Below are 23,422 nucleotides of genomic sequence, written 5' to 3'. Positions count from 1 at the left end.
TGTTCGCCATGGGTTAGAGCACCTCCGGCGCCAGCGAGATGATCTTCATGAACTTCTTGTCACGCAGCTCGCGGCCCACCGGGCCGAAGATGCGGGTGCCACGGGGGTCACCGTCGGTGTTCTTCAGAACGACCGCAGCGTTCTCGTCGAAACGGATGTACGAGCCATCCGGACGACGACGCTCCTTGACGGTGCGGACGACGACGCACTTGACGACGTCACCCTTCTTCACCGAACCACCGGGGATCGCGTCCTTGACGGTGGCGACGATGACGTCCCCGATACCGGCGTAGCGGCGACCGGAACCACCGAGAACACGGATGCAAAGGATTTCCTTGGCACCAGTGTTGTCGGCGACACGCAGTCGCGACTCCTGCTGGATCACAGCTTTCTCCTGATCGTCAACGAGAGTCGACGGGCCGGCCGCTGCTCACACCGGCGTCCCCTGGGGGACCCGATGCACATACGGCCGTACCTCATCGGCTTCGTTACTTGGCCTTCTCGAGGATCTCGACGACGCGCCAGCGCTTCGTCGCGGACAGCGGGCGGGTCTCCGCGAGGAGGACCCGGTCGCCGATGCCGCAGGCGTTGGCCTCGTCGTGCGCCTTCAGCTTGTTCGTACGGCGGATGACCTTGCCGTACAGAGCGTGCTTGACGCGGTCCTCGACGGCGACGACGACGGTCTTGTCCATCTTGTCGCTGACGACGAGACCCTCACGGGTCTTGCGGAAACCGCGCGTCTCGTTGGTGTTCTCAGTCATCAGGCGTTCTCCACCGTCTCGATGCCCAGCTCGCGCTCGCGCATCAGGGTGTAGATCCGCGCGATGTCCTTACGGACGAGCTTGAGCCGTCCGTGGTTGTCGAGCTGCCCGGTCGCCGCCTGGAAGCGGAGGTTGAACAGCTCCTCCTTGGCCTCACGGAGCTTGGCAACGAGACCCTCGTTGTCCAGCTCACGAAGCTCAGCAGCCTTGGTGCCGGCCGACATCAGCTCTCACCTGCCTCGCGCCGGACAATCCGGCACTTCATCGGGAGCTTGTGAGCTGCGCGGGTCAGCGCCTCACGAGCCACCTTCTCGTTGGGGTACGACAGCTCGAACATGACCCGACCCGGGTGCACGTTCGCGATCCACCACTCGGGCGAACCCTTACCGGAACCCATGCGGGTCTCGGCCGGCTTCTTGGTGAGCGGACGGTCCGGGTAGATGTTGATCCAGACCTTGCCGCCACGGCGGATGTGACGGGTGATCGCGATACGAGCGGACTCGATCTGGCGGTTCGTCACGTAGGCCGGGGTGACGGCCTGGATACCGTACTCGCCGAAGGCGAGCTCGGTGCCACCCTTGGCAGCGCCACGGCGCTTGGGGTGGTGCTGCTTGCGGTGCTTGACCCGACGGGGGATCAGCATGTCGGTCAGGCCTCCGTTCCGGTGTTCTCAGCAGCCGGAGCCTCGCTCGCCGCGGCCGCGGGGGCCTCGGAGGCGGGACGACGGCCACGGCCACCGCGCTCGCCACCGCGGCGCTCGCCACCGCGGGCGGGACGACCACCCTCGGGGCGGGCCGGGCGGTTGCCCGAGCGGGCGGCGGCGTTCTCAGCGCGGACCTCGGCGATGTTCTTGACGTCGCCCTTGTAGATCCAGACCTTCACGCCGATGCGGCCGAAGGTGGTCTTGGCCTCGAAGAAGCCGTAGTCGACGTTCGCACGAAGGGTGTGCAGCGGCACACGACCCTCGCGGTAGAACTCCGAACGGCTCATCTCGGCGCCGCCGAGACGACCGGAGCACTGGACCTTGATGCCCTTGGCGCCGGACTTCATGGTGCCCTGCATGCTCTTGCGCATGGCACGACGGAAGGAGACGCGCGAGGACAGCTGCTCCGCGACGCCCTGAGCCACGAGCTGGGCGTCCAGCTCGGGGTTCTTGACCTCGAGGATGTTCAGCTGGACCTGCTTGCCGGTCAGCTTCTCGAGGTCGCCGCGGATGCGGTCGGCCTCGGTGCCACGGCGGCCGATGACGATGCCGGGGCGAGCGGTGTGGATGTCGACGCGGACGCGGTCGCGGGTGCGCTCGATCTCAACCTTCGAGATGCCGGCGCGCTCCATGCCCTTCGTCATCATGCGACGAATGGCAACGTCTTCCTTGACGTAGTCCTTGTACAGCTTGTCGGCGTACCAGCGGGACTTGAAGTCCGTGCTGATGCCGAGACGGAACCCGTGCGGGTTAACCTTCTGGCCCATTACCGGGTCCCTTCCTTGCTGCTGACGACCACGGTGATGTGGCTGGTCCGCTTGCGGATCCGGTAGGCACGGCCCTGGGCACGCGGGCGGAACCGCTTCAGGGTCGGGCCCTCGTCAACGTACGCCTCGCTGATGACGAGGTCGTCCACGTTGTTGTGGTTGTAGTTGTGCACGGCGTTGGCAATGGCGCTGTCGAGCACCTTGCCGACCGGCACGGTAGCGGCCTGCGGAGCGAAACGCAGGACCGCCTGGGCCTCCGTGGCGTTCAGGCCACGGATGAGGTCCACCACGCGGCGGGCCTTCATGGGCGTGACGCGGATGTACCGCGCCTGGGCCCTGGCTTCCATGGTTGTCCCCTTAATGGAGTAAGTCACTTGAGTCGTCGTTCTGGCGCTGAAGCTCAGGCGACTAGCGACGCTTCGACTTGCGGTCGTCCTTGACGTGGCCGCGGAAGGTGCGGGTCGGAGCGAACTCGCCGAGCTTGTGGCCGACCATCGACTCGGTGACGAACACCGGGACGTGCTTGCGGCCATCGTGAACCGCGATCGTGTGGCCGAGCATGGCCGGGAAGATCACGGAACGACGGGACCAGGTCTTGATGACGTTCTGGGTACCCGCCTCGTTCTGCGCGTCCACCTTCTTGAGAAGGTGGCCGTCAATGAAGGGGCCCTTCTTGAGACTGCGCGGCATCTGACCTGCTCCTAGCGCTTCTTGTTGGTCTTGCGGCGGCGCACGATGAGGGCGTTCGAAGCCTTCTTCGGGCTACGAGTGCGACCCTCCTTCTGGCCCCACGGCGAGACCGGGTGGCGACCACCGGAGGTCTTACCCTCACCACCACCGTGCGGGTGGTCGATCGGGTTCATGGCCACACCACGCACGGTCGGGCGAACGCCCTTCCAGCGCATACGGCCGGCCTTGCCCCAGTTGATGTTCGACTGCTCGGCGTTGCCGACCTCGCCGACGGTCGCGCGGCAGCGCGCGTCCACCAGGCGGATCTCACCGGAGGGCATGCGCAGGTGCGCCATCTTGCCCTCACGCGCCAGCAGCTGGATGCCGGCACCGGCGGAGCGGGCCATCTTGGCACCGCCGCCGGGACGCAGCTCCACCGCGTGGATGGTGGTACCGACCGGGATGTTGCGCAGCGGCAGGTTGTTGCCCGGCTTGATGTCGGCGCCAGGGCCGTTCTCAATCCGGTCACCCTGCGCGATGCCGCGGGGGGCGATGATGTAGCGCTTCTCGCCGTCCACGTAGTGCAGGAGCGCGATGCGCGCAGTGCGGTTCGGGTCGTACTCGATGTGAGCGACCTTGGCCGGCACGCCGTCCTTGTCGTGACGACGGAAGTCGATCACGCGGTAGGCGCGCTTGTGGCCGCCACCCTGGTGGCGAGCGGTGATACGACCGGCGTTGTTACGGCCGCCCTTGCTGTGCAGGGGGCGAACCAGCGACTTCTCCGGCGTGGACCGCGTGATCTCTACGAAGTCGGCCACGCTGGAGCCACGACGGCCCGGCGTAGTCGGCTTGTACTTGCGGATGCCCATTTGGCTCTCTCGTCCTCGTCCTTATCGACGATCACGATCCCCGTTAGGAGACCGGACCACCGAAGATGTCGATGCGGTTGCCCTCAGCCAGCGTCACGATGGCGCGCTTGGTGTCCTTGCGCTTGCCAAAGCCCGTCTTGGAGCGCTTGCGCTTGCCCTGACGGTTGAGCGTGTTGACGGACTCGACCTTGACCGAGAAGACCGCCTCGACGGCCTGCTTGATCTGGGTCTTGTTGGCACCCGGCGACACGACGAACGTGTACTTGTTCTCGTCGAGGAGCGAGTAGCTCTTCTCGGAGATGACCGGCTTCACCAGGACGTCACGGGGGTCCGTGAACGTCTTGCTCGTGATCTGTGCAGCCATCAGGCGGCGCTCCCTTCGAGCTCGCCCTCAGCAGCCACAGCCTTGGCGGACGCGGCGGGACCCGCCACGAAACGCTCGAAAGCAGCCTGGGTGAAGACCACATCGTCGGAGACGAGCACGTCGTAGGTGTTCAGCTGACCGGCGTCCAGGATGTGCACGTTCGGCAGGTTGCGAGCGGACTTGAGGCCCAGCTCGTCCGCGCGCTCGACGACCAGGAGGACGTTCTTGCGCTCGGTGATCTTGCCGAACAGGCTCTTGGCGGCCTTGGTCGACGGCGCCTCGGCCGCGATCACGTCGGTGACGACGTGGATGCGGTCATGGCGGGCCCGGTCGGTGAGCGCACCGCGCAGAGCGGCGGCGATCATCTTCTTCGGGGTCCGCTGCGAGTAGTCGCGCGGCACGGGACCGTGCACAACGCCACCGCCGGCGAACTGCGGCGCACGGGTCGAGCCCTGACGGGCGCGGCCGGTGCCCTTCTGGCGGTACGGCTTCTTGCCGCCACCGCGGACCTCGCCACGAGTCTTGGTCTTGTGGGTGCCCTGACGGGCCGCAGCGAGCTGCGCCACGACGACCTGGTGCATCAGCGGAACGCTGACCTTCGCGTCGAAGATCTCGGCCGGCAGCTCGAGGCTGCCGGTCTTGTCGCCAGCCGGCGACAGGATGTCAATGGTGCTCATTTGCTCACAGCCCCTTCGCCGCGGTGCGGACGAGGACGAGGCCGCCGTTCGGACCCGGGACAGCGCCCTTGATCAGGAGCAGGCCCTTCTCCGCGTCGACCGCGTGCACGGTCAGGTTCTGGGTGGTCACCCGCTCGTGACCCATCCGACCAGCCATGCGCATGCCCTTGAACACACGGCCCGGGGTGGCGCAGCCACCGATGGAACCGGGGGAACGGTGCTTGCGCTGGGTGCCGTGACCGGCGCCGAGGCCCTTGAAGTTGTGACGCTTCATGACACCGGCGAAGCCCTTGCCCTTGGAGGTGCCGGTCACGTCGACCTTGACACCCGCCTCGAACAGCTCGGCGGTGATCTCCTGGCCCAGCGTGTACTCGGACGCGTCCGAGGTACGCAGCTCGACCAGGTGACGGCGCGGGGTGACACCGGCCTTGGCGAAGTGACCCGCGAGGGGCTTGTTCACCTTGCGGGGGTCGATCTCGCCGAAGCCGATCTGCACGGCGTCGTAGCCGCTCGCGCTGTCGGCGGTGTGGACCTGGGTCACGACATTGGGCCCAGCCTTGACGACGGTCACCGGAACGATCCGGTTGTTCTCGTCCCAGACCTGGGTCATGCCGAGCTTCTCGCCCAGGATGCCCTTAATCTGCTTAGCCATCTTCGGTGCGCCTCTCAGAGCTTGATCTCGATGTCGACACCAGCCGGCAGGTCGAGACGCATGAGCGAGTCAACCGTCTTCGGCGTGGGGTCGAGGATGTCGATCAGACGCTTGTGAGTACGCATCTCGAAGTGCTCGCGCGAGTCCTTGTACTTGTGCGGCGAGCGGATGACGCAGTACACGTTCTTCTCAGTGGGCAGCGGCACCGGGCCCGCGACCTGCGCACCAGTGCGAATGACAGTCTCGACGATCTTCTTCGCCGAGGAGTCAATCACCTCGTGGTCGTAGGCCTTGAGCCGGATGCGGATCTTCTGTCCCGCCATGGCTACTCAGTAGTCCTTCGTGTCGTCTGCTGCTTCTGCGGCCGGATTCATCCAGGTGGACTGTGTCCGGTGGCGCCCCCGGGTGTTACCTCCGACCCCCGCGCTCGGGCGTGTCGCCCTCTCGCTTGCAAAAAATCCGACACGAGGTTTCCCTCTGCGGATTTCCCACGGGATCGGTGAGGTCTTGCACCCACCAGGCGCCGGATCGAGGCCCTGTCCACGCTTCCCGGAAGATTCCCGTACGTCCGCCCCGCAGCTGCCGCGGTGTCGACTTCACACCACTGCGTTCACATACGACACGTGAACGCATGAACGGCCATCACGGGAACGACGAGTACATGGGACTCGCTTCCGGTCCTCCCGGCGGGAGGCGCGCAGCATCGGCACTCAACCGAGCAACTTGGACATACTGCCACATGGAGCAGCCGAAAAGCCAATCGGGGCCGATGAGGTCTCCCCCACCGGCCCCGATCGAAACCCGCGGAGCTGCTACTTCTGTTCCTTCAGCCAGGGCGCCTCACGGCCGCAGACCGCCGGCCAGTCCTCGGTGCGCACGTTGGCGCACCAGATGAACTTCTTGTCGTCCGGGGTGGGCTTCCAGTCCTTGGTGATGATGTCCGCGCACTTGGCCACCGGGGAGAACTTCGGGCAGGTGCCGTCCTTCTTCTTGATGGTGTGCGCCCGCCAGGCGTCCAGGCCCATCGAGTTGGTGGTCTCGGCCTGCGGCATGTAGCGGTCCACCGACCAGGAGGCGCCCATCGTGGCGAACAGCGCGAGGGCGCAGACCAGTCCGGCGGCCAGCTGCTGGGTGACCCGGCGCGGGATGGCGGGCCCCTCCGCGGTGCGGCCCGCCGAGCGCAGCGTGCGCTCCAGCCAGCCGGTCCCCCGCTCCAGGCCGGCCATCAGGCCGACCACGGCCAGGATCAGCAGGCAGTACATGATGATCCAGGTGGTCCGCGGGTAGAGCTGGACCATCTGGGAGTGGGCCATGTGCGAGGCGAAGTAGAACCTCAGCAGCCAGGCGCCGGCCAGCACCGCGGCCGCCGTGCGGACCACGATGTTGCGCAGGCCCAGGCCCACGCCGATGCCCACCGCGGTGATCAGCATGATCGCGAAGCCGGTCTGGCCGGCCAGCTCGCCGGCCTGCGGCCAGTTGTGGTAGGTCAGGTCGCCGTTGCGGTCGGACATCCAGCCGAGCACGTAGGCCGGGTCGACGTAGTTGACGATGTAGGCGTACCGGTCCGGGGTGTCGGCGCCGAGCTTGAGGATCTGGTACAGCAGCGGGGAGCCGATGGCCGCGGCGGTGACCACGGTCGCGGCGAGGAAGAGCAGGCCCCGGCGGACGGCCTCGCGGCCGCGGCGCCACGGGAAGACGAAGAGGGTGAGCAGGAACACGCCCGGCGCCGACCACAGGTACCAGCCGGAGTACCAGAGGAACAGCACGCCGAAGATGACGCCGAAGCCCAGGCCGCGCAGCAGCGCCGACCGGGTCGGGAGCTCCCCCACCCGGCGCAGCTCGCGCAGGCAGGCCGCCAGCAGCGGCACCAGGACGATCATCGTGACGTGGCTGTACGGGCGGATCGGGTCCAGGAACACCAGCGCCGAGGGCACCGCGATGGCCAGCGCCCAGAACGGCCGCAGCACGAGGCGCCAGGCCAGGTAGCTCATCGGTCCGACCAGGGCGCTGCAGATGATCTGCAGGTCGTGCAGGGCGAAGCCGGCGCCGCCGACCCCGCCGTAGTGGAGCTCGGACCAGAGCGCGACGGCCGCCGGGAAGAGCGGCGGGTAGACGCCGGGCAGGCCCTTGTCGTGCATCATCGACGTCGCCATGTCGACCAGCTGGCTCGGGTCGCCCTCCTGCCCGCCGAGCGGCCAGGGGGTGCCCCGCAGGGCGACCACGACGCCGCCGGCGACCACGCCGGTCGCCAGGCCCGCCAGGGCCGCGCAGACCAGCCGCTGGGTCAGCCGGTGGCGGCGAAGTCCGCCGCGGTAGGCCGTGTAGACCAGCACCGCCAGGATCGGCAGGCCCACCAGGGCCGCGTACTGCTGGATCTTGGCCAGGCCGCTGACCTGCCCGATCCGGTTCAGCGGGTTCACGCTGATGTGTCGGCACAGCAGGGTGAAGCCGAGTGCGGCCACCACGCTGACCACGATTTCCGCGGTCACCAGCACCCAGCGGCGCTCGCTCCAGCCGGTGCCCCCCGCCGTGCCGTCGGAGCGGGCGGCGCCGTCCCGGTCAGGGGACAGGTCCGATGTGCTGGGCCGGTCGGTTGCCAGGTCGGTCATGTCGCTTCACTTCCGTAGGACTGCGGACGTCTGCTGAACGGTGCCAGGCGGGTCGGCTTCTGGTGGACACTACCCCGCGGTACGGCCGCGCCCGGCCACCGGACCGGTGCGGCAGAGGCCTGGACCACCGGGGGCGGGACGCTCCCGGAGCCGGGCCGGGCGGGTGTGCCGCGCGGGCACGCCACACCTGCCGAAGACGAGCATATATAGTCCACCGTCATATTGCGCCACTCCCGGCGCGAGATGCGGCGAGCCCGGCCCCGCTGCCTGAGCAGCCGGGCCGGGCTTGCGTCATCCGCCCTGCCCCGAGCACCGGGGCGGCGGCTCGGGGCCGGGGTTCAGCCCTCGTGACGCTGCCCTGAGGTGAAGGCGTGCCGGGCCAGGGTGCGCACACCGTCGCGCTGGCCCCGGCGCAGGGCCCCGGGGATCATCGTGATGGCGTGGAAGCGCGAGGCGCTGCGGACCTTGGCCGCGCGCGCCGCCTTCGGCCACCCGCGCGCCTCCATCCGCTCGGCCACCGCGTTGAAGTAGCGCTCGGCCTCGGTGAACCGGGTACCGGAGAAGGCCTGCACCGAGGACTCGCTGACCGCGTGCCGGCGGTACTGGAAGACGGTGGTGGTGTTGTCCACCATCATCTGCTCGCCCCGCTCCAGCAGGTCGACCACCAGGGCCAGGTCCTGGATCACCGAGTACTCGTCGCGGAAGTTGACCGCGCGCAGGGCCTCGCCCCGCCAGCAGATCGACGGGAAGTACATCCAGTTGCCGCGCAGCACGCTGGCGGCCAGCTCCTCGCCGCCCATCAGCCGACGGCCGTTGACGCTCGGCGCGTAGATCCGCCCCTTGACGTTGTCGGCCAGGCCGGCGGTCACCACGCCCTCGCCGTCGATCACCTCGACGCCCGGCTGGACCATGCCCAGGTCCGGGTTGGCCTTGAGGATCGCCCGGACGGTCTCCAGGTAGTGCGGGTGCAGCAGGTCGTCGCAGCCCATGATGACGACGTGGTCCGCCGTCGAGAGCTCCACGCACTTCTGGAAGTTCCGGGTGATCCCGAGGTTGTGCTCGTTGCGCAGGTAGCGGACCCGGTCGTCGCCGAGCTCGGCGAACCAGCCCGGGACGTCCGGCTCCTTGCCGTCGTCGACGACGGTCAGCCGGAGGTCCGGGTCGGTCTGCCCCAGGATGCTGCGCACCGCGGCCTGCATCAGACCCACGTCGCCGTAGTACGGCAGCATGAACTCGAAGGTGGCCATGGTGCTCAGACCCCGCTGCGGTCGACCGGGGCCGACACCGGCAGGTCCAGGTCGAAGCGCTCCTCGTTCAGCCGGGCGCCCTCGTTGATCGCGACGGTCCGGGCGAGGTCGGTGAGCTTCTTCTCCAGCGAGCGGAAGCGCAGGAAGGTGTTGAGGGTCAGGAAGCCCATCGCCAGCACCATCACGTACAGCACCAGGTCGGTGCCGCGGCCGACGCCGAGCTTGTGCGCGATCCAGGTGACATCGGTCGGCCGGAGCACGGCGTAGATGTTCACCACCACGAACACCGAGAAGGCGATGCGCTTCCAGGCCCGGGTGTTCGCGGCGTCCCAGCGCCGGATGAACGTGAAGGCCAGAATGACCGAGCCCAGGATGAGGACGAGCTGGATCCAGAAGTAGTTCATCGGCGGCCACGCTCCCGCAGCGAGATGTCGAAGATGATGTTGACGCCGTTGATCAGGGACTGACCCTTGGCGCGTGAGTAGTCGGTGTACAGGATGTCCACCGGCAGCTCGGCGACCCGCAGGTCGGAACCGGCCAGGAAGCTGACGATCTCCGACGCGTGGGCCATGCCGTTCATGGTGATCCGCAGCCGGCCGGCCGCCTCGCGGTTGAGCACGCGAAGGCCGTTGTGCGAGTCGGTGAGCTTGAGCTTGCGCGCGGTCGGGCTGACCGTCGCGGCGGTGCGCAGGACGACCCGCTTGATCCAGGGCACCTGGCCGTTCTGCTCGATGAAGCGCGAGCCCAGGACGACGTCGGCCTCGCCGGCGCGCAGGAACTCGACCATCTTCTCGACGTCGGCGGTCTGGTGCTGCCCGTCCGCGTCGAAGGTGGCGAAGTACTGGGCGCCCGGCTGGGCGAGCGCGTAGGCCAGGCCGGTCTGCAGGGCAGCACCCTGGCCGAGGTTGACCGGGTGCCGCACCAGGTGGGCACCGGTGGACATGATGTGCTTGGCGGAGTCGTCCGCACTGCCGTCATCGACCACGACGATGTTGGGGAACGTCTTGCGCGCTCCCTCCACAACGTCAGCGATCACCTGGCCTTCGTTGTAGGCCGGGATCACCAGCCAGACATCGTCGTACTGGGACACGGGGGCTCCATGTTCGGGGTGTCTCCCGCGCTCGTGCGCGGCAATCCGTATGTCGGGGGCCGATGCGGTCATTCGCCGACCACCCCGGCACTCAGGGTAGGCATGCTCCGCTCCGATGCGCTCTGCGCGGGAGCGGCCTGCTTCGCGGGCGAACCGGGGAAGCTGCGCCTGAGGGCGGCCAGCATACCGAGCACGGTGGCCACGGAGCCCGCCGCATAGGCCAGGATCACACGGGTGGCCACCTCGCCCGGCAGGAAGGTGACGCCCGCGAGGACGCCGGTGCCCACCGCCCAGCAGAGCAGCTGGAGGTTGTGCCGCTTGAATACCATCAGCGCCTGTCCGAGCACCATCGCGAACATGTACGCCACGGTTCCTGCGGACAGCCAGAAGAAGTCGAGGCAGCCGAGCACCGGCTTCGCGCCGAACAGCACCTGGATCAGCCAGGGCCCGAGGGCCACGGCGGGGATCCCGCCGAGCACGCCGAGCAGGCCCACCACGGCGCCGATCCGGCGGAGCATGCCGCTGAACGCCGCCCGGTCGCCGACCGCGATCGCCGCGGAGAGCCCGTTGAGCAACGAGGCCTGCAGCGAGCCGAACACGAACAGCGGCACCCGGGCCAGCACCAGCGCGTTGAGCAGCGCGGCGATCAGGGCCGAGTCGGACGGCGCGAGCAGCTTGGTGCTCACCACCGCGGCGTTCACCACGACCTGGGAGAGCAGGGTCGAGCAGATCAGCAGGCCCAGCCCGGAGCAGAGCTCGGACCACGGGATCCGCGGGCCCGGCTTGACCACCCGCAGCAGCGCGGGCAGCGTCACCACGGTCGCCGCGATCGGTGCGGCGGCGAGGATCAGGCTGAACGCCAGCGCGGAGTGCACGCCGGCCAGGCCGCAGCCGAAGGCCAGTCCGATCCGCAGGCCGCCATCGATGCCCAGCTGGGTCCCGTAGGCGCCGAACCGGCCGAGGCCGGCCAGCACGCCGCGGGTGAGGTAGCAGACGGCCATGCCGGCGAAGGCGCCGCCCAGGGCGAACACCAGCGAGCGGTCGCCGTGGAACATCAGGTCGGCGATCCGCCCGGAGCCGACGCCGATCACCAGCAGCACCGCGCCGAGGATGGCGCCGGTCAGCAGGGTGGCCCGGCGCAGGACCGGCCCCGCGCCGTGGCCGAGCGCGGCCCGGGCGGCAACGATCCGGGTGAGCTCCTGCTCGATCGGGAAGAACACGCCGATGCCGACGGACATCACGATCGTCCAGAGCAGTGAGACGTTCGCCATGTCGTCGACGGACAGGCTGTGACCCGCCACACCGAGGTGGATGTACGCCGCCGCGCCGAGCACGACGGTGCCGCCCGCCACCGCCAGGGTTCCCGGCGGTAGCGCGGCGGCCACCTTCGTCAGCGGATTCTTCACTGAGGTCTGTCGCTCTCGGTCGCCTGGGCCGCAGCGGCCAGTTCGGTGAACACGGGCGTGCCCAGCGCCTCACCGAGCTGCTCGCGCCAGTCGGCCGGCGGCGTCAGGCCGGCGGCGGACCAGCGGTCGTGGCCCAGCACGCTGAACGCGGGCCGCACCGCCGGACGGACGAAGGCCGCCGAGGTGGTGGGGCGGATCCGCTCGGGGTCGAGGCCGCTCAGCCGGTAGGTCTCGCGGGCCAGCCCGAACCAGGTGGTCCGGCCGGTCGCCGTGCCGTGGTAGACGCCGGCCGGCGCCCGGCCGGCGAGCGCGGCGTGACCGAGCGCGACGAGCTGCCGGGCGAGCGCGTACGACCAGGTCGGCTGGCCCTGCTGGTCGTCGACCACGTCCAGGCTGGGCCGCTGGGCGGCGAGCTTGAGCATGGTGGCGACGAAGTTCGGGCCGTGCTCGCCGTACAGCCAGGCGGTGCGCACGGTGTAGCCGTGCTCCGGCAGCAGGTCGGCGACGGCCTGCTCCCCCACCAGCTTGCTGCGGCCGTAGGCGTTGACCGGGGAGGTCGGCGCGTCCTCCGGGTACGGCTGGTCGGCGTCGCCGGCCAGGACGTAGTCGGTGGAGACGTGCAGCAGCCGGGCGCCGGCCTTGGCGCAGGCGGCGGCCAGGTGGGCCACACCGGTGCCGTTGACGGCGGTGGCGGCCTCCTCGGCCGTCTCGGCGCCGTCGACGTCCGTCCAGGCCGCGCAGTTGACCACGATGTCGTGGCCGTCGACGGCGGCCTGCACGGCCGCCGCGTCGGTGATGTCCAGGCCGGTCCGGCCGAGGGCGGTGACCTCGGCCGTCGCGTCGGCGGCGAGCACCGTCAGCAGGTCCCGGCCGAGCATGCCGGCCGCGCCGGTGACGAGCCAGCGGACCTGCCCCGAGGCGTTGGCGGTCACTTGGCCAGGGCCGCCTTCGTCTTCAGGGGCTCCCACCAGGCGCGGTTGTCGCGGTACCACTGGATGGTCGCGGCGAGGCCGTCCTCGAAGCGGACCTGCGGCTCGTAGCCGAGCTCCTCGCGGATCTTGCTGATGTCGATCGAGTAGCGCAGGTCGTGGCCCTTGCGGTCCTCGACGTGCTCGACCATGTCCCAGCCGACGCCGGCGGCCTCCAGGAGCAGACCGGTCAGCTCCTTGTTGGTCACCTCGGTGCCGCCGCCGATGTTGTAGACCTGGCCGGCCCGGCCGTTGCGCATGGCCAGCTCGATGCCCCGGCAGTGGTCGGAGACGTGCAGCCAGTCACGGATGTTGCCGCCGTCGCCGTACAGCGGCACCTTCCGGCCGTCGATCAGGTTGGTCGTGAAGAGCGGGATGACCTTCTCGGGGAACTGGTAGTGCCCGTAGTTGTTCGAGCACCGGGTCACCACGACGTCCATCCCGTGGGTGCGGTGGTAGGCCAGCGCCAGCAGGTCCGAGGAGGCCTTCGAGGCGGAGTACGGGGAGTTCGGCTCCAGCGGCCACTCCTCCGTCCAGGAGCCCTCGTTGATCGAGCCGTACACCTCGTCGGTGGAGATGTGCACGAAGCGGCCCACGCCGTGCTTGCGGGCCGCGTCCAGCAGGACCTGGGTGCCGACGACGTTGGTCAGCACGAACGGGCCGGCGCCCGCGATCGAGCGGTCGACGTGCGACTCGGCCGCGAAGTGGACGACCACGTCGTGGCCGGGCATGACCTGGTCGACGGCGTCGACGTCGCAGATGTCGCCACGGACGAAGGTGTAGCCGCTGTGGCCCGCCACCGGCGCCAGGTTGGCCTCGACGCCCGAGTACGTGAGCTTGTCGAAGACCGTGATCTGGTCAGTGGTGTCGGCGCCCAGCAGCTGGCGGACGAATTCAGAACCGATGAAGCCGGCACCGCCGGTCACGAGGATGCGCATAGTGCGCCGTAGTCTACCGTCGCGCCGGTACCCCCACCGACCCGGGCCTCACCTGCCCGCCCGGACTCGAATAAGGTGCACGCATGCGTGGAATCCTTCTGGCCGGCGGCACCGGCTCGCGGCTCTGGCCGCTGACCCGGGCGGTGTCGAAGCAGCTCCTCCCGGTCTTCGACAAGCCGATGATCTACTACCCCCTCTCGACCCTGGTGATGGCGGGGATCAGCGAGATCCTGATCATCACCACCCCGAACGACAGGGAGCAGTTCGAGCGCCTCCTGGGCGACGGCTCCCAGTTCGGCCTCCGCCTGGAGTACGCCGTCCAGGAGCGCCCCGAGGGCATCGCCCAGGCCTTCGTGCTGGGCGCCGACTTCATCGGCGACGAGCCCGTCGCGCTCATCCTCGGCGACAACATCTTCCACGGCAGCGGCCTCGGCACCCGGCTCTCCGAGCACACCGGTGCCAAGGGCGGCCGGGTCTTCGCCTACCCGGTGGCCGACCCGACCGCGTACGGCGTGGTCGAGTTCGACGAGGACGGCCAGGTCATCTCCATCGAGGAGAAGCCGACCGAGCCCAAGTCCCGTTACGCCGTCCCCGGCCTGTACTTCTACGACAACCGCGTGGTCGAGATCGCCCGCGGCCTGAAGCCCAGCGCCCGCGGCGAGCTGGAGATCACCGCGGTCAACGAGGCCTACCTGCAGGCCGGCGACCTGCACGTGACGATCCTCGACCGGGGCACCGCCTGGCTGGACACCGGCACGTTCGTCTCGATGGTGCAGGCCTCCGAGTTCGTCCGGGTCATCGAGGAGCGCCAGGGCTTCAAGATCGGCTGCATCGAGGAGGCGGTCTGGCGGGCCGGCCTGATCGACGACGCGCAGCTGCGCGAGCTCGCCGAGCCGCTGCTCAAGAGCGGCTACGGCCAGTACCTGGTGGCGCTGCTGGACGAGGAGGGCTCCCGGTGAAGTTCGACGAGCTGTCCATCGAGGGCGCCTGGGAGATCACCCCGCAGCTGCACGGCGACCCGCGCGGCCTGTTCACCGAGTGGTTCCGCTTCGACAAGCTGGCCGAGGTCGTCGGCCACCCGCTGCGGCTGGCCCAGGCGAACCTCTCGGTCTCCAGCCGGGGCGTCGTGCGCGGCATCCACTTCGCCGACGTCCCGCCCGGCCAGGCCAAGTACGTGACCTGCGTGCGCGGCGCGGTGCTGGACGTCATCGTGGACCTGCGGGTCGGCTCGCCGACCTTCGGCCGCTGGGAGGGCGTGCGCCTCGACGAGACCGAGCGCAAGGCCGTCTACATCTCGGAGGGCCTGGGCCACGGCTTCTGCGCGCTCAGTGACGACGCGACGCTGTCCTACCTCTGCTCCGAGACGTTCAACCCGACCGGCGAGCACGGGGTGCACCCGCTCGACCCGGACCTCGGCATCGAGTGGCCGGCCGACGTGCCGCAGCTCTCCGCCAAGGACTCCGACGCCCCGTCGCTGGCCGACGCCCTGGCGAGCGGCCTGCTGCCGGACTACCAGGCCGTCAAGGCCTTCACCGCGGGCCTGAGCGCCGCCTACGACGCCTGACCCGACCGCTCCCGTACCAGGGGCCCGGCCGCATCGACCGCGGCCGGGCCCCTGTGCGTCGCCGGCCGCCGACGGACCGTCAGCGGCCCCGGAAGACCCAGGTCTTCAGCAGCAGGAAGCGGGCCACCGTGGCGAGGCCGTTGGCCACGATCAGACCGGCCAGCTCGACCGGCCGGGAGGCGTCCGGCACGAACGCGCCGAGCAGGGCGAGCGCCCCGCTGCTGAGGCCCAGCCCGATCAGGAAGGCCACCGCGCCCTGCAGTTGGTGCCGCAGCGCACCCTCGCTGCCGGTGATCCCGAAGGTGAAGCGGCGGTTGGCGGCCGTGTTGGCGACCGCACTGACCGCGAGGGCGATCAGGTTGGCGGCCTGCGCGCCGGTGAACCAGCGCGCGAGGACGAACAGCCCCAGGTAGAAGAGCGTGCTCAGGACGCCGATGACCAGGAACGAGGGCAGTTGACGCAGGAGCGCCCGGCGCTGCCCCGGCGGCCGGGTCGGTTCGCCGGTGAACGTCATCGGGATTTTCCCTGCCATTCGTCCTCGGCCGAGTCGTAGCCGACGAAGTACGCCGGACGCGCCTGGACCGCGGAGTAGATCCGCCCGATGTACTCGCCCAGCAGGCCGACGCAGACCAGCTGGACGGCGCCGATGAAGAGCATCGCGATGAACAGCGAGGACCAGCCGGGCACCGTCGAGCCGAACGCGTACGCGGCCGTGGAGTAGACCGCCAGGCCGAGGCAGACCACGAAGCTCAGCAGGCCGAGCCAGGTGGCGAGCCGCAGCGGGCTGGCCGAGAAGTTGGTGATGCTGTCCAGGGCCAGGTTGACCATCTTGGACAGCGGGTACTTGGTGCTGCCGGCGACCCGCTCCTCGCGGACGTAGACGACCTCGCCGCTGGGGAAGCCGAGCCACGGGACCAGCAGGCGGTACACCGGCTGGTGCTCGGGCATCGCCTTCAGCGCGTCGACGGCGGCCCGGCTGAGCAGGCGGAAGTCCCCGGCCTGGTTGGGCATCTTCTTGCCGACCAGGCGGCGCATCAGCCAGTAGTAGGCGCCGGCGGTGCGCCGCTTGAAGAAGGTGTCGGTGCCCCGGTCCCCGCGGACCCCGTAGACGATGTCGAGGTTCTCCTCGCGGGCGAGCGCGAGCATCTCCGGGATCTTCTCCGGCGGGTCCTGGAGGTCGGCGTCGATGGAGACCACGTAGTCGCCCAGCGCCCGGTGGATGCCCGCGGTCAGCGCCGCCTGGTGCCCGGAGTTGCGGGCGAGCCGCACGGTGCGCAGTTGCGGCCAGTCCTGCCGCAGCTTCTGCATGATGACGGGCGTGGCGTCCGTACTGCCGTCGTCGACCCCCACGACCTCGTAGTCGATCCCGAGCCCGTCCAGGATCGGACGCAGTCTGCTGGCGGTCAGCGGCAGCGCTTCCTGCTCGTTGTAGATCGGCATGACGACCGACAACCGGGGCGCTGTAGGCATGGGGTGGTCCCGCTTTCCACTGCTGGGGCTGGATCGTGGCCCGACGATAGCAGCCGGTCCTGAGGCGTCCGTGAGAGGCCGTGAGAGGCGACTGAGAGGCCGTCCGACCTGGCCGTACTCCCCCGCGGCGGGGGATGCCGAAGGGCCCCGCACACCGGAGTGTGCGGGGCCCTTCGGTTCGCCTGTGCGGTACAGGCAGGTCTAGAGCGTCAATTACTTGACGATCTTGGTGACCTGGCCGGCGCCGACGGTGCGGCCACCCTCACGGATGGCGAACTTCAGGCCCTCCTCCATGGCGATCGGCTGGATCAGCACGACCGTCATGGCGGTGTTGTCGCCCGGCATGACCATCTCGGTGCCCTCGGGGAGGGTCACGACGCCGGTCACGTCCGTGGTACGGAAGTAGAACTGCGGGCGGTAGTTGTTGAAGAACGGGGTGTGACGACCACCCTCGTCCTTCGACAGGATGTAGGACTGGGCCTCGAACTCGGTGTGCGGGGTGACCGAACCGGGCTTGATGATGACCTGGCCGCGCTCGACGTCCTCGCGCTTGATGCCACGGAGGAGCAGACCGACGTTCTCACCGGCCTGGCCCTCGTCGAGCAGCTTGCGGAACATCTCGATGCCGGTGACCGTGGTGGTGGTCTTGGTCTCCTTGATGCCGATGATGTCGACAGTCTCGTTGACCTTGAGGATGCCACGCTCGATACGACCGGTGACGACGGTGCCACGACCGGTGATCGTGAAGACGTCCTCGATCGGCATCAGGAACGGCTGGTCCACGGCGCGGGCCGGGGTCGGGATGGCCTCGTCGACCGCGTGCATGAGGCCGAGGAGCTTCTCGCCCCACTCCTTGTCGCCCTCGAGCGCCTTGAGCGCCGAGACGCGCACGACCGGCAGGTCGTCGCCCGGGAACTCGTACTCGGAGAGGAGCTCACGGACCTCGAGCTCGACGAGCTCCAGGATCTCCTCGTCGTCCACCATGTCGGCCTTGTTCAGGGCGACGACGATGTAGGGGACGCCGACCTGGCGGGCCAGGAGGACGTGCTCCTTGGTCTGCGGCATCGGGCCGTCGGTGGCGGCGACGACGAGGATCGCACCGTCCATCTGGGCCGCACCGGTGATCATGTTCTTGATGTAGTCCGCGTGACCCGGGCAGTCGACGTGGGCGTAGTGACGCGCCTCGGTCTGGTACTCGACGTGCGCGATCGAGATGGTGATACCGCGCTGCCGCTCCTCCGGCGCCTTGTCGATCTGGTCGAACGGCGTGAAGGGGTTGATGTCCGGGTACGCGTCGTGCAGCACCTTGGTGATCGCCGCGGTAAGAGTGGTCTTACCGTGGTCGATGTGACCGATGGTGCCGATGTTGACGTGGGGCTTCGTCCGCTCGAACTTCGCCTTCGCCACTGCAGTCCTCCTGAGGACAGTTCTGTACGCCGTGCTGACGTCAGTTGGTCTTTGATCGGGTTGGGAACGGGGCACCGAAGCACCCCATGCCGTCCCGCGGGTGGGGGGGCCGGAGGGCCCCGGGAGAATCCGGCCGGATTCTCCCGGAACGCCTCCTACAAGCCTAAGGGTTCGTAATCATCCCGAATGTCGGGATGAACGACTACCGGCAGGAGCCGGAGCTACTCGCCCTTGGCCTTGGCGATGATGTCGTCCGCCACGTTCCGCGGAACCTCGGCGTACGAGTCGAACTGCATCGAGTAGCTCGCGCGACCAGAGGTCTTGCTGCGCAGGTCACCGACGTAGCCGAACATCTCGGAGAGCGGCACCAGCGCCGAAACGACGCGGGCACCGTAACGCTCGTCCATGGACCGGATCTGGCCACGGCGAGCGTTGATGTCGCCGATCACATCGCCCATGTAGTCCTCGGGCGTGGTGACCTCGACGGCCATCATCGGCTCGAGCAGAGCCGGGGACGCCTTGCGAGCGCCCTCCTTGAAGGCCATCGAACCGGCGATCTTGAACGCCAGCTCGGAGGAGTCGACGTCGTGCGAGGCACCGTCGAGCAGCGTCACGCGGACACCCTGGAGGGCGTAGCCGGCGAGCACGCCGAACTCCATGGCCTCCTGGCAACCGGCGTCGACCGAGGGGATGTACTCCTTCGGAACGCGGCCACCGGTGACCTTGTTCACGAACTCGTAGCCCTCGCCGGACTCGATCGGCTCGATCGCGATCTGGATCTTCGCGAACTGGCCGGAGCCACCGGTCTGCTTCTTGTGCGTGTAGTCGATGCGCTCGACGGCCTTGCGGATCGTCTCGCGGTAGGCGACCTGCGGCTTGCCGACGTTGGCCTCGACCTTGAACTCACGCTTCATACGGTCGACCAGCACCTCGAGGTGCAGCTCGCCCATACCCGCGATGATGGTCTGGCCGGTCTCTTCGTCGGTGTTGACCTGGAAGGACGGGTCCTCCTCGGCCAGCCGCTGGATCGCGGTGCCCAGACGCTCCTGGTCACCCTTCGACTTCGGCTCGATCGCGACGCGGATGACCGGGGCCGGGAAGTCCATGGACTCCAGGATGACCGGGTGCTTCTCGTCGCTCAGGGTCTCGCCGGTGGTGGTCTGCTTGAGACCCATGACGGCGACGATGTCGCCGGCGCCCACCGAGTCGATCTCCTCACGCTTGTTCGCGTGCATGCGGTAGATCTTGCCGATGCGCTCCTTGCGGCCCTTCACCGCGTTGAGGACGGCGGTGCCGGCCTCAAGGCGCCCGGAGTAGATCCGGACGAAGGTGAGCTTGCCCAGGTGCGGGTCGGACATGATCTTGAACGCCAGAGCCGCGAGCGGCTCCTCGTCCGACGCCTTGCGGGAGATCTTGACCGTGTCGTCGCCGGGCTTGGTGCCCTCGATGGACTCGATGTCCAGCGGCGACGGCAGGTAGTTGACCACCGCGTCGAGCAGGGGCTGAACGCCCTTGTTCTTGAAGGCGGTACCACAGAAGATCGGCGTGAAGTCCGAGTTCAGCGTGCCCTTGCGGATCGCGGAGATCAGCAGCGCCTCGGGGACGTCCTCGCCCTCCATGGCGAGCTCCATCACCTCGTCGCTGACGTTCGACACGGTGTCCAGCAGCTTCTCGCGGTACTCCGCGGCCTGCTCGGCCAGCTCGGCCGGGATGTCGACGATGTCGTACATCTCGCCCTTGGCGGCCTCGGCCGTCCAGACCAGCGCCTTCATGCGGACCAGGTCGACAACGCCCTGGAAGTCCGCCTCGGCACCGATCGGGAGCTGCATCACCAGCGGGGTCGCGCCGAGGCGGTCCACGATGGTGTCGACGCAGAAGAAGAAGTTCGCGCCCGTGCGGTCCAGCTTGTTGATGAAGCAGATGCGCGGGACGCCGTAGCGGTCAGCCTGCCGCCACACGGTCTCGGACTGGGGCTCGACACCGGCGACACCGTCGAACACCGTGACGGCACCGTCGAGGACGCGCAGCGAACGCTCCACCTCGACGGTGAAGTCGACGTGGCCCGGGGTGTCGATGATGTTGATCGTGTTGTCAACGCCGTCGAGCGTCCAGTGACAGGTCGTCGCGGCCGACGTGATCGTGATGCCGCGCTCCTGCTCCTGCTCCATCCAGTCCATGGTGGCAGCGCCATCGTGGACCTCACCGATCTTGTACGAGACACCGGTGTAGAACAGGATCCGCTCGGTGGTGGTGGTCTTGCCCGCGTCGATGTGCGCCATGATCCCGATGTTGCGGACCCTGGCAAGGTCAAGGGAGGTTGCAGCCATGGTGGCTCGTTCTCTCTCTGTCTAGTGACGGGGTTAGGACTACCAGCGGTAGTGCGCGAAGGCCTTGTTCGACTCGGCCATCTTGTGAGTGTCCTCGCGACGCTTCACCGAAGCGCCCAGACCGTTGCTGGCGTCGAGGATCTCGTTCATCAGGCGCTCGGTCATGGTCTTCTCGCGACGGGCGCGGGAGTAACCGACCATCCAGCGCAGCGCCAGGGTGCTGGCGCGGCCCGGACGGACCTCGACCGGGACCTGGTAGGTCGCGCCACCGACACGGCGGGACTTGACCTCGAGGGCCGGCTTGACGTTCTCCAGCGCGCGCTTCAGCGCCACGACCGGGTCGGAGCCGGTCTTCTCACGGACGCCCTCGAGGGCGCCGTAGACGATCCGCTCGGCGGTGGAGCGCTTGCCGTGCAGCAGGATCTTGTTGACCAGCTGGGTGACGACCGGGGAGCCGTAAACCGGGTCGATGATGACCGGGCGCTTCGGGGCGGGGCCCTTACGAGGCATTCTTACTTCTCCTTCTTGGCGCCGTAGCGGCTGCGAGCCTGCTTGCGGTTCTTGACACCCTGGGTGTCAAGCGAACCGCGGATGATCTTGTAGCGGACACCAGGAAGGTCCTTCACACGACCACCGCGCACCAGCACGATGGAGTGCTCCTGCAGGTTGTGGCCCTCGCCCGGGATGTAAGCGGTGACCTCGATCCCGCTGGTGAGGCGCACACGGGCGACCTTACGAAGCGCCGAGTTCGGCTTCTTCGGGGTGGTCGTGTACACACGCGTGCAGACCCCACGGCGCTGCGGGGAACCCTTCAGCGCGGGAGTCTTGTTCTTCTCGACCTTGTCCTGCCGGCCCTTTCGGACCAGCTGCTGGATCGTAGGCACCGTTTCTCCGTTTTCTGTGTGCCAAGGCTTGGTGAAACTAACCTGCGGTGTTCCCATCGCACACGGCCCCGTGGTCGACCCACGCGGTCGGGTGTGTTGGGCTTATTCCGGTACGGAATCCCATGGGCTGCTGTACAGCGACGGCGCTCACGCGCGGCGCGCCGAAAAGGCGCTCCGGCTTGGCGCGGCGACCGGTGTGCATGCACGCACAAGGACCCGGGGACACCCCAGGCACAAGGTCAGAGCGTACCTAGCGCATCGGGCTCGGTCAAAACAAATGTAACGCCGCAGGTCGTGGCGGTTGTGACGGAAGCGCGACCGGAGCGGGCCGGGGATCTCCCCGGCTCCCGCTCCGCATACCACACATCCCGGGTGCCCGCAGTCCCGACCCTACGCGTCCGCCGGTATCGCCGCGAGCGGGCGGTGCCGGCCGCGCGGCTCGCGCGCGCCCTTCCCGGCGGGCGCGGCGTCCGGGTCCTCCCGGTCGGTCACCACCACCAGCAGGGCCAGGACCAGGGCCGCCGCGGTGTACACGACCACCCAGAGCGGCCAGCCGCCGGGCGGCGCCCACAGCGCCGGGCGCATCAGGAACGGCCCGGTCGTGCCCACGGTGTTGCGGCGCAGCGCCCAGACGAAGGCCGCCGCGTTGGCGACCGAGAGCGTGAACGAGGACAGCACCAGCAGCCGGCGCCAGGGCATCCCCGGCCGCCACGACTGCCGGGCGCAGATCACCGTGGCCATGATGGGCAGGCCCACCGCGAAGGGCAGCAGGTAGCGGCCCTGCCAGATCATCCCCAGCGTGCTCGCCTGCATCGCCTGGGCCACCACCGGGATCATCACGATGCCGATCAGGGCGCCGACGATGGCCAGCACCTCGCGGGGGCGGGCGAAGCAGAGCGCGAGCAGGCCCAGCATCACCACGATCCCGGCCCACAGCAGGATCGTGGCGGCCGGCGGAGCGGTGTCCAGCCAGCCGAAGACGCCGACCATCTGCTGGATGTAGGTGAACGTGTTGTCGAAGGTCTTGCGGGCCGCGGTCAGCGCGGTGAGGGTGTCCGGCGTGCGGATGACGGAGTTGTCCGGGTGCGCCGAGGACCAGAGCAGCGCGGCGACCGAGGCGGCGACGACGGCGGCGGCCCAGAGCCAGGCCGAACGGCGGCGCAGCACCTCGCGCAGGGCCCCGCGTTCCTGCAGCAGCAGGGCGAACACCACCGCTCCGGCGAACCAGATCAGGCCCAGCGGACGGATGCTGATCAGCACGATCGCGCCGATGCCCAGCCGGGCCAGCCGGCGGGTCAGCAGCGTCGGTTCGGGCGACATGAGTATCGGCAGCCCGGCGCTCCAGGCCAGGATGCCGGCCGCGATCTCCGGGCCGCTGGGGTTGACCATGCCGGCCATGAACAGCGCCATCGGGGTGGCCGAGGCCAGCACGCCGAGCATCGGCAGCGAGCGGCGGCGCCACTCGGCGGCCGAGACCACCGCGCTCGCCAGCAGTGCGGCGCAGATCACGGCCGACATCAGGCGCATCAGGTAGATCCCGGCCTCGCCGGACACCAGCAGGCTGGGCCAGCCGACGGCCAGGTAGTAGGCCGGGTTGTAGCGGCCCGCCGCGGTGGTGACCAGCACGTCGGCCTGGCCGTCCTTCAGCGCGGGCGCGCAGGCGGCCGACTTCTCGGACTGGAAGACGTAGCAGGCGTTGACGTCCTTGAGGTCCTGGTAGAACCGCGGGAGCGTCACCCCGGTCTCGGCGAAGTGGCCCTCGATCCCGGCGACCATGTGCGGGACCATCACCTCGCGGCCCTCGATCTGGCCGCGGGCGACGGCTGCGGCCCGGATCAGGTGTGCGTGCTCGTCCGGCGAGGCGCCGATCGGGGTGGCCACCGACCAGGATGCTCCCAGTGCCAGGAACAGCGCGAAGGACACGGCCCAGAGGCGCCTGGGGGTCGTCGCGAGCCGGTCGGCGAGTCGCTTCATGACGTTGATCATCGGATGCTGGGCCTCGATGGGATTCAGGTCGGTCGGGGTGCGCGCCGGGGGACCCGCCGGAGGG

General features: G+C 68.9%; 28 protein-coding genes. 2 read left to right on the top strand and 26 right to left on the bottom strand.

The features are described 5' to 3' along the window. Positions 1 to 13: 13 nt before the first annotated feature. The 19 genes from rplN to rfbB form a co-directional block, all read right to left on the bottom strand. Complete coding sequence (rplN, locus tag ACFVVX_RS26425; RefSeq protein ID WP_030300391.1) at positions 14 to 385, bottom strand: 50S ribosomal protein L14; 372 nt, start codon at positions 383 to 385, stop codon at positions 14 to 16. A gap of 103 nt (positions 386 to 488) precedes the next feature. Then, positions 489 to 761, bottom strand: a complete 273-nt coding sequence (rpsQ, locus tag ACFVVX_RS26420; RefSeq protein WP_030055826.1) for a 30S ribosomal protein S17 — start codon at positions 759 to 761, stop codon at positions 489 to 491. After that, complete coding sequence (gene rpmC / locus ACFVVX_RS26415) at positions 761 to 985, bottom strand: 50S ribosomal protein L29 (protein WP_030055825.1); 225 nt, start codon at positions 983 to 985, stop codon at positions 761 to 763. The genes rpsQ and rpmC overlap by 1 nt, the downstream gene beginning before the upstream one ends. Next, positions 985 to 1,404: a 50S ribosomal protein L16 gene (gene rplP / locus ACFVVX_RS26410; protein WP_033824227.1), complete on the bottom strand. Its 420-nt coding sequence runs from the start codon at positions 1,402 to 1,404 to the stop codon at positions 985 to 987. Before rplP ends, rpmC begins: the two co-directional genes overlap by 1 nt. A gap of 5 nt (positions 1,405 to 1,409) precedes the next feature. Next, positions 1,410 to 2,231: a 30S ribosomal protein S3 gene (gene rpsC, locus ACFVVX_RS26405; protein ID WP_387949106.1), complete on the bottom strand. Its 822-nt coding sequence runs from the start codon at positions 2,229 to 2,231 to the stop codon at positions 1,410 to 1,412. Then, on the bottom strand, positions 2,231 to 2,578 hold the full coding sequence (gene rplV, locus ACFVVX_RS26400) for a 50S ribosomal protein L22 (RefSeq protein ID WP_033824229.1): 348 nt from the start codon (positions 2,576 to 2,578) through the stop codon (positions 2,231 to 2,233). Before rplV ends, rpsC begins: the two co-directional genes overlap by 1 nt. 61 nt (positions 2,579 to 2,639) lie before the next feature. Then, a complete protein-coding gene (rpsS, locus tag ACFVVX_RS26395; protein ID WP_030055821.1) occupies positions 2,640 to 2,921 on the bottom strand; it encodes a 30S ribosomal protein S19 in 282 nt (93 codons plus the stop codon). 11 nt (positions 2,922 to 2,932) lie between these two features. Next, a complete protein-coding gene (gene rplB, locus ACFVVX_RS26390; protein WP_387949105.1) occupies positions 2,933 to 3,769 on the bottom strand; it encodes a 50S ribosomal protein L2 in 837 nt (278 codons plus the stop codon). Positions 3,770 to 3,812: 43 nt separating this feature from the next. Next, positions 3,813 to 4,133 carry a 50S ribosomal protein L23 gene (gene rplW, locus ACFVVX_RS26385; protein ID WP_387949104.1) on the bottom strand — a complete coding sequence of 107 codons (321 nt, stop codon included), beginning with the start codon at positions 4,131 to 4,133 and terminating at the stop codon, positions 3,813 to 3,815. Then, positions 4,133 to 4,810: a 50S ribosomal protein L4 gene (gene rplD, locus ACFVVX_RS26380; RefSeq protein WP_387949103.1), complete on the bottom strand. Its 678-nt coding sequence runs from the start codon at positions 4,808 to 4,810 to the stop codon at positions 4,133 to 4,135. The genes rplW and rplD overlap by 1 nt, the downstream gene beginning before the upstream one ends. 4 nt (positions 4,811 to 4,814) lie before the next feature. Next, positions 4,815 to 5,462, bottom strand: a complete 648-nt coding sequence (gene rplC, locus ACFVVX_RS26375) for a 50S ribosomal protein L3 (RefSeq protein ID WP_387949102.1) — start codon at positions 5,460 to 5,462, stop codon at positions 4,815 to 4,817. Between the two features lie 14 nt (positions 5,463 to 5,476). Then, on the bottom strand, positions 5,477 to 5,785 hold the full coding sequence (rpsJ, locus tag ACFVVX_RS26370) for a 30S ribosomal protein S10 (RefSeq protein ID WP_012785157.1): 309 nt from the start codon (positions 5,783 to 5,785) through the stop codon (positions 5,477 to 5,479). A 489-nt stretch (positions 5,786 to 6,274) separates the two neighbouring features. Beyond that, on the bottom strand, positions 6,275 to 8,071 hold the full coding sequence (locus tag ACFVVX_RS26365) for a hypothetical protein (RefSeq protein WP_387949101.1): 1,797 nt from the start codon (positions 8,069 to 8,071) through the stop codon (positions 6,275 to 6,277). A 338-nt stretch (positions 8,072 to 8,409) separates the two neighbouring features. Then, positions 8,410 to 9,318, bottom strand: a complete 909-nt coding sequence (locus tag ACFVVX_RS26360; RefSeq protein ID WP_387949100.1) for a glycosyltransferase family 2 protein — start codon at positions 9,316 to 9,318, stop codon at positions 8,410 to 8,412. Positions 9,319 to 9,323: 5 nt separating this feature from the next. Then, positions 9,324 to 9,722 (bottom strand): DUF2304 domain-containing protein, encoded by a 399-nt coding sequence (locus ACFVVX_RS26355; protein ID WP_387949099.1) that lies wholly within the window; start codon positions 9,720 to 9,722, stop codon positions 9,324 to 9,326. Continuing rightward, a complete protein-coding gene (locus tag ACFVVX_RS26350) occupies positions 9,719 to 10,408 on the bottom strand; it encodes a glycosyltransferase family 2 protein (RefSeq protein ID WP_387949098.1) in 690 nt (229 codons plus the stop codon). Before ACFVVX_RS26350 ends, ACFVVX_RS26355 begins: the two co-directional genes overlap by 4 nt. Before the next feature lie 68 nt (positions 10,409 to 10,476). Next, positions 10,477 to 11,814, bottom strand: coding sequence for a lipopolysaccharide biosynthesis protein (locus tag ACFVVX_RS26345; RefSeq protein WP_387949097.1), 1,338 nt, complete (start codon positions 11,812 to 11,814; stop codon positions 10,477 to 10,479). After that, positions 11,811 to 12,746: a dTDP-4-dehydrorhamnose reductase gene (rfbD, locus tag ACFVVX_RS26340; RefSeq protein ID WP_387949096.1), complete on the bottom strand. Its 936-nt coding sequence runs from the start codon at positions 12,744 to 12,746 to the stop codon at positions 11,811 to 11,813. Before rfbD ends, ACFVVX_RS26345 begins: the two co-directional genes overlap by 4 nt. Continuing rightward, entirely contained in the window at positions 12,743 to 13,720 is a 978-nt protein-coding gene (gene rfbB / locus ACFVVX_RS26335; RefSeq protein ID WP_387949095.1) for a dTDP-glucose 4,6-dehydratase, read from the bottom strand. Before rfbB ends, rfbD begins: the two co-directional genes overlap by 4 nt. An 83-nt stretch (positions 13,721 to 13,803) precedes the next feature. Between rfbB and rfbA the strand changes: the two genes are divergently transcribed. Next, a complete protein-coding gene (rfbA, locus tag ACFVVX_RS26330) occupies positions 13,804 to 14,679 on the top strand; it encodes a glucose-1-phosphate thymidylyltransferase RfbA (protein WP_387949094.1) in 876 nt (291 codons plus the stop codon). After that, complete coding sequence (gene rfbC, locus ACFVVX_RS26325) at positions 14,676 to 15,284, top strand: dTDP-4-dehydrorhamnose 3,5-epimerase (RefSeq protein ID WP_387949093.1); 609 nt, start codon at positions 14,676 to 14,678, stop codon at positions 15,282 to 15,284. The genes rfbA and rfbC overlap by 4 nt, the downstream gene beginning before the upstream one ends. Before the next feature lie 79 nt (positions 15,285 to 15,363). Here rfbC and ACFVVX_RS26320 read toward each other — a convergent pair whose 3' ends face one another. From ACFVVX_RS26320 to ACFVVX_RS26290, 7 genes are all read right to left on the bottom strand, one after another. Continuing rightward, positions 15,364 to 15,798 (bottom strand): GtrA family protein, encoded by a 435-nt coding sequence (locus tag ACFVVX_RS26320; RefSeq protein ID WP_387949092.1) that lies wholly within the window; start codon positions 15,796 to 15,798, stop codon positions 15,364 to 15,366. Then, positions 15,795 to 16,754 (bottom strand): glycosyltransferase family 2 protein, encoded by a 960-nt coding sequence (locus tag ACFVVX_RS26315; RefSeq protein WP_387949091.1) that lies wholly within the window; start codon positions 16,752 to 16,754, stop codon positions 15,795 to 15,797. Before ACFVVX_RS26315 ends, ACFVVX_RS26320 begins: the two co-directional genes overlap by 4 nt. Positions 16,755 to 16,967: 213 nt before the next feature. Then, entirely contained in the window at positions 16,968 to 18,161 is a 1,194-nt protein-coding gene (gene tuf / locus ACFVVX_RS26310; protein ID WP_387949090.1) for an elongation factor Tu, read from the bottom strand. 221 nt (positions 18,162 to 18,382) lie between these two features. After that, the gene (fusA, locus tag ACFVVX_RS26305) at positions 18,383 to 20,488 is read right to left on the bottom strand and encodes an elongation factor G (RefSeq protein WP_387949089.1); all 2,106 of its coding nucleotides are present in this window, start codon (positions 20,486 to 20,488) and stop codon (positions 18,383 to 18,385) included. 39 nt (positions 20,489 to 20,527) lie between these two features. Beyond that, the gene (gene rpsG, locus ACFVVX_RS26300; protein WP_148644378.1) at positions 20,528 to 20,998 is read right to left on the bottom strand and encodes a 30S ribosomal protein S7; all 471 of its coding nucleotides are present in this window, start codon (positions 20,996 to 20,998) and stop codon (positions 20,528 to 20,530) included. Positions 20,999 to 21,000: 2 nt separating this feature from the next. Continuing rightward, entirely contained in the window at positions 21,001 to 21,372 is a 372-nt protein-coding gene (gene rpsL / locus ACFVVX_RS26295) for a 30S ribosomal protein S12 (RefSeq protein WP_014144289.1), read from the bottom strand. A gap of 390 nt (positions 21,373 to 21,762) precedes the next feature. Then, complete coding sequence (locus ACFVVX_RS26290; RefSeq protein WP_387949088.1) at positions 21,763 to 23,346, bottom strand: DUF2142 domain-containing protein; 1,584 nt, start codon at positions 23,344 to 23,346, stop codon at positions 21,763 to 21,765. Between the last annotated feature and the right edge of the window lie 76 nt (positions 23,347 to 23,422).

The organism is Kitasatospora sp. NPDC058170 (genome assembly GCF_042883905.1).
Lineage (GTDB): Bacteria > Actinomycetota > Actinomycetes > Streptomycetales > Streptomycetaceae > Kitasatospora.
Note: the sequence above shows the minus strand (reverse complement) of the source record. Positions and strands in the feature narration are given on the sequence as shown.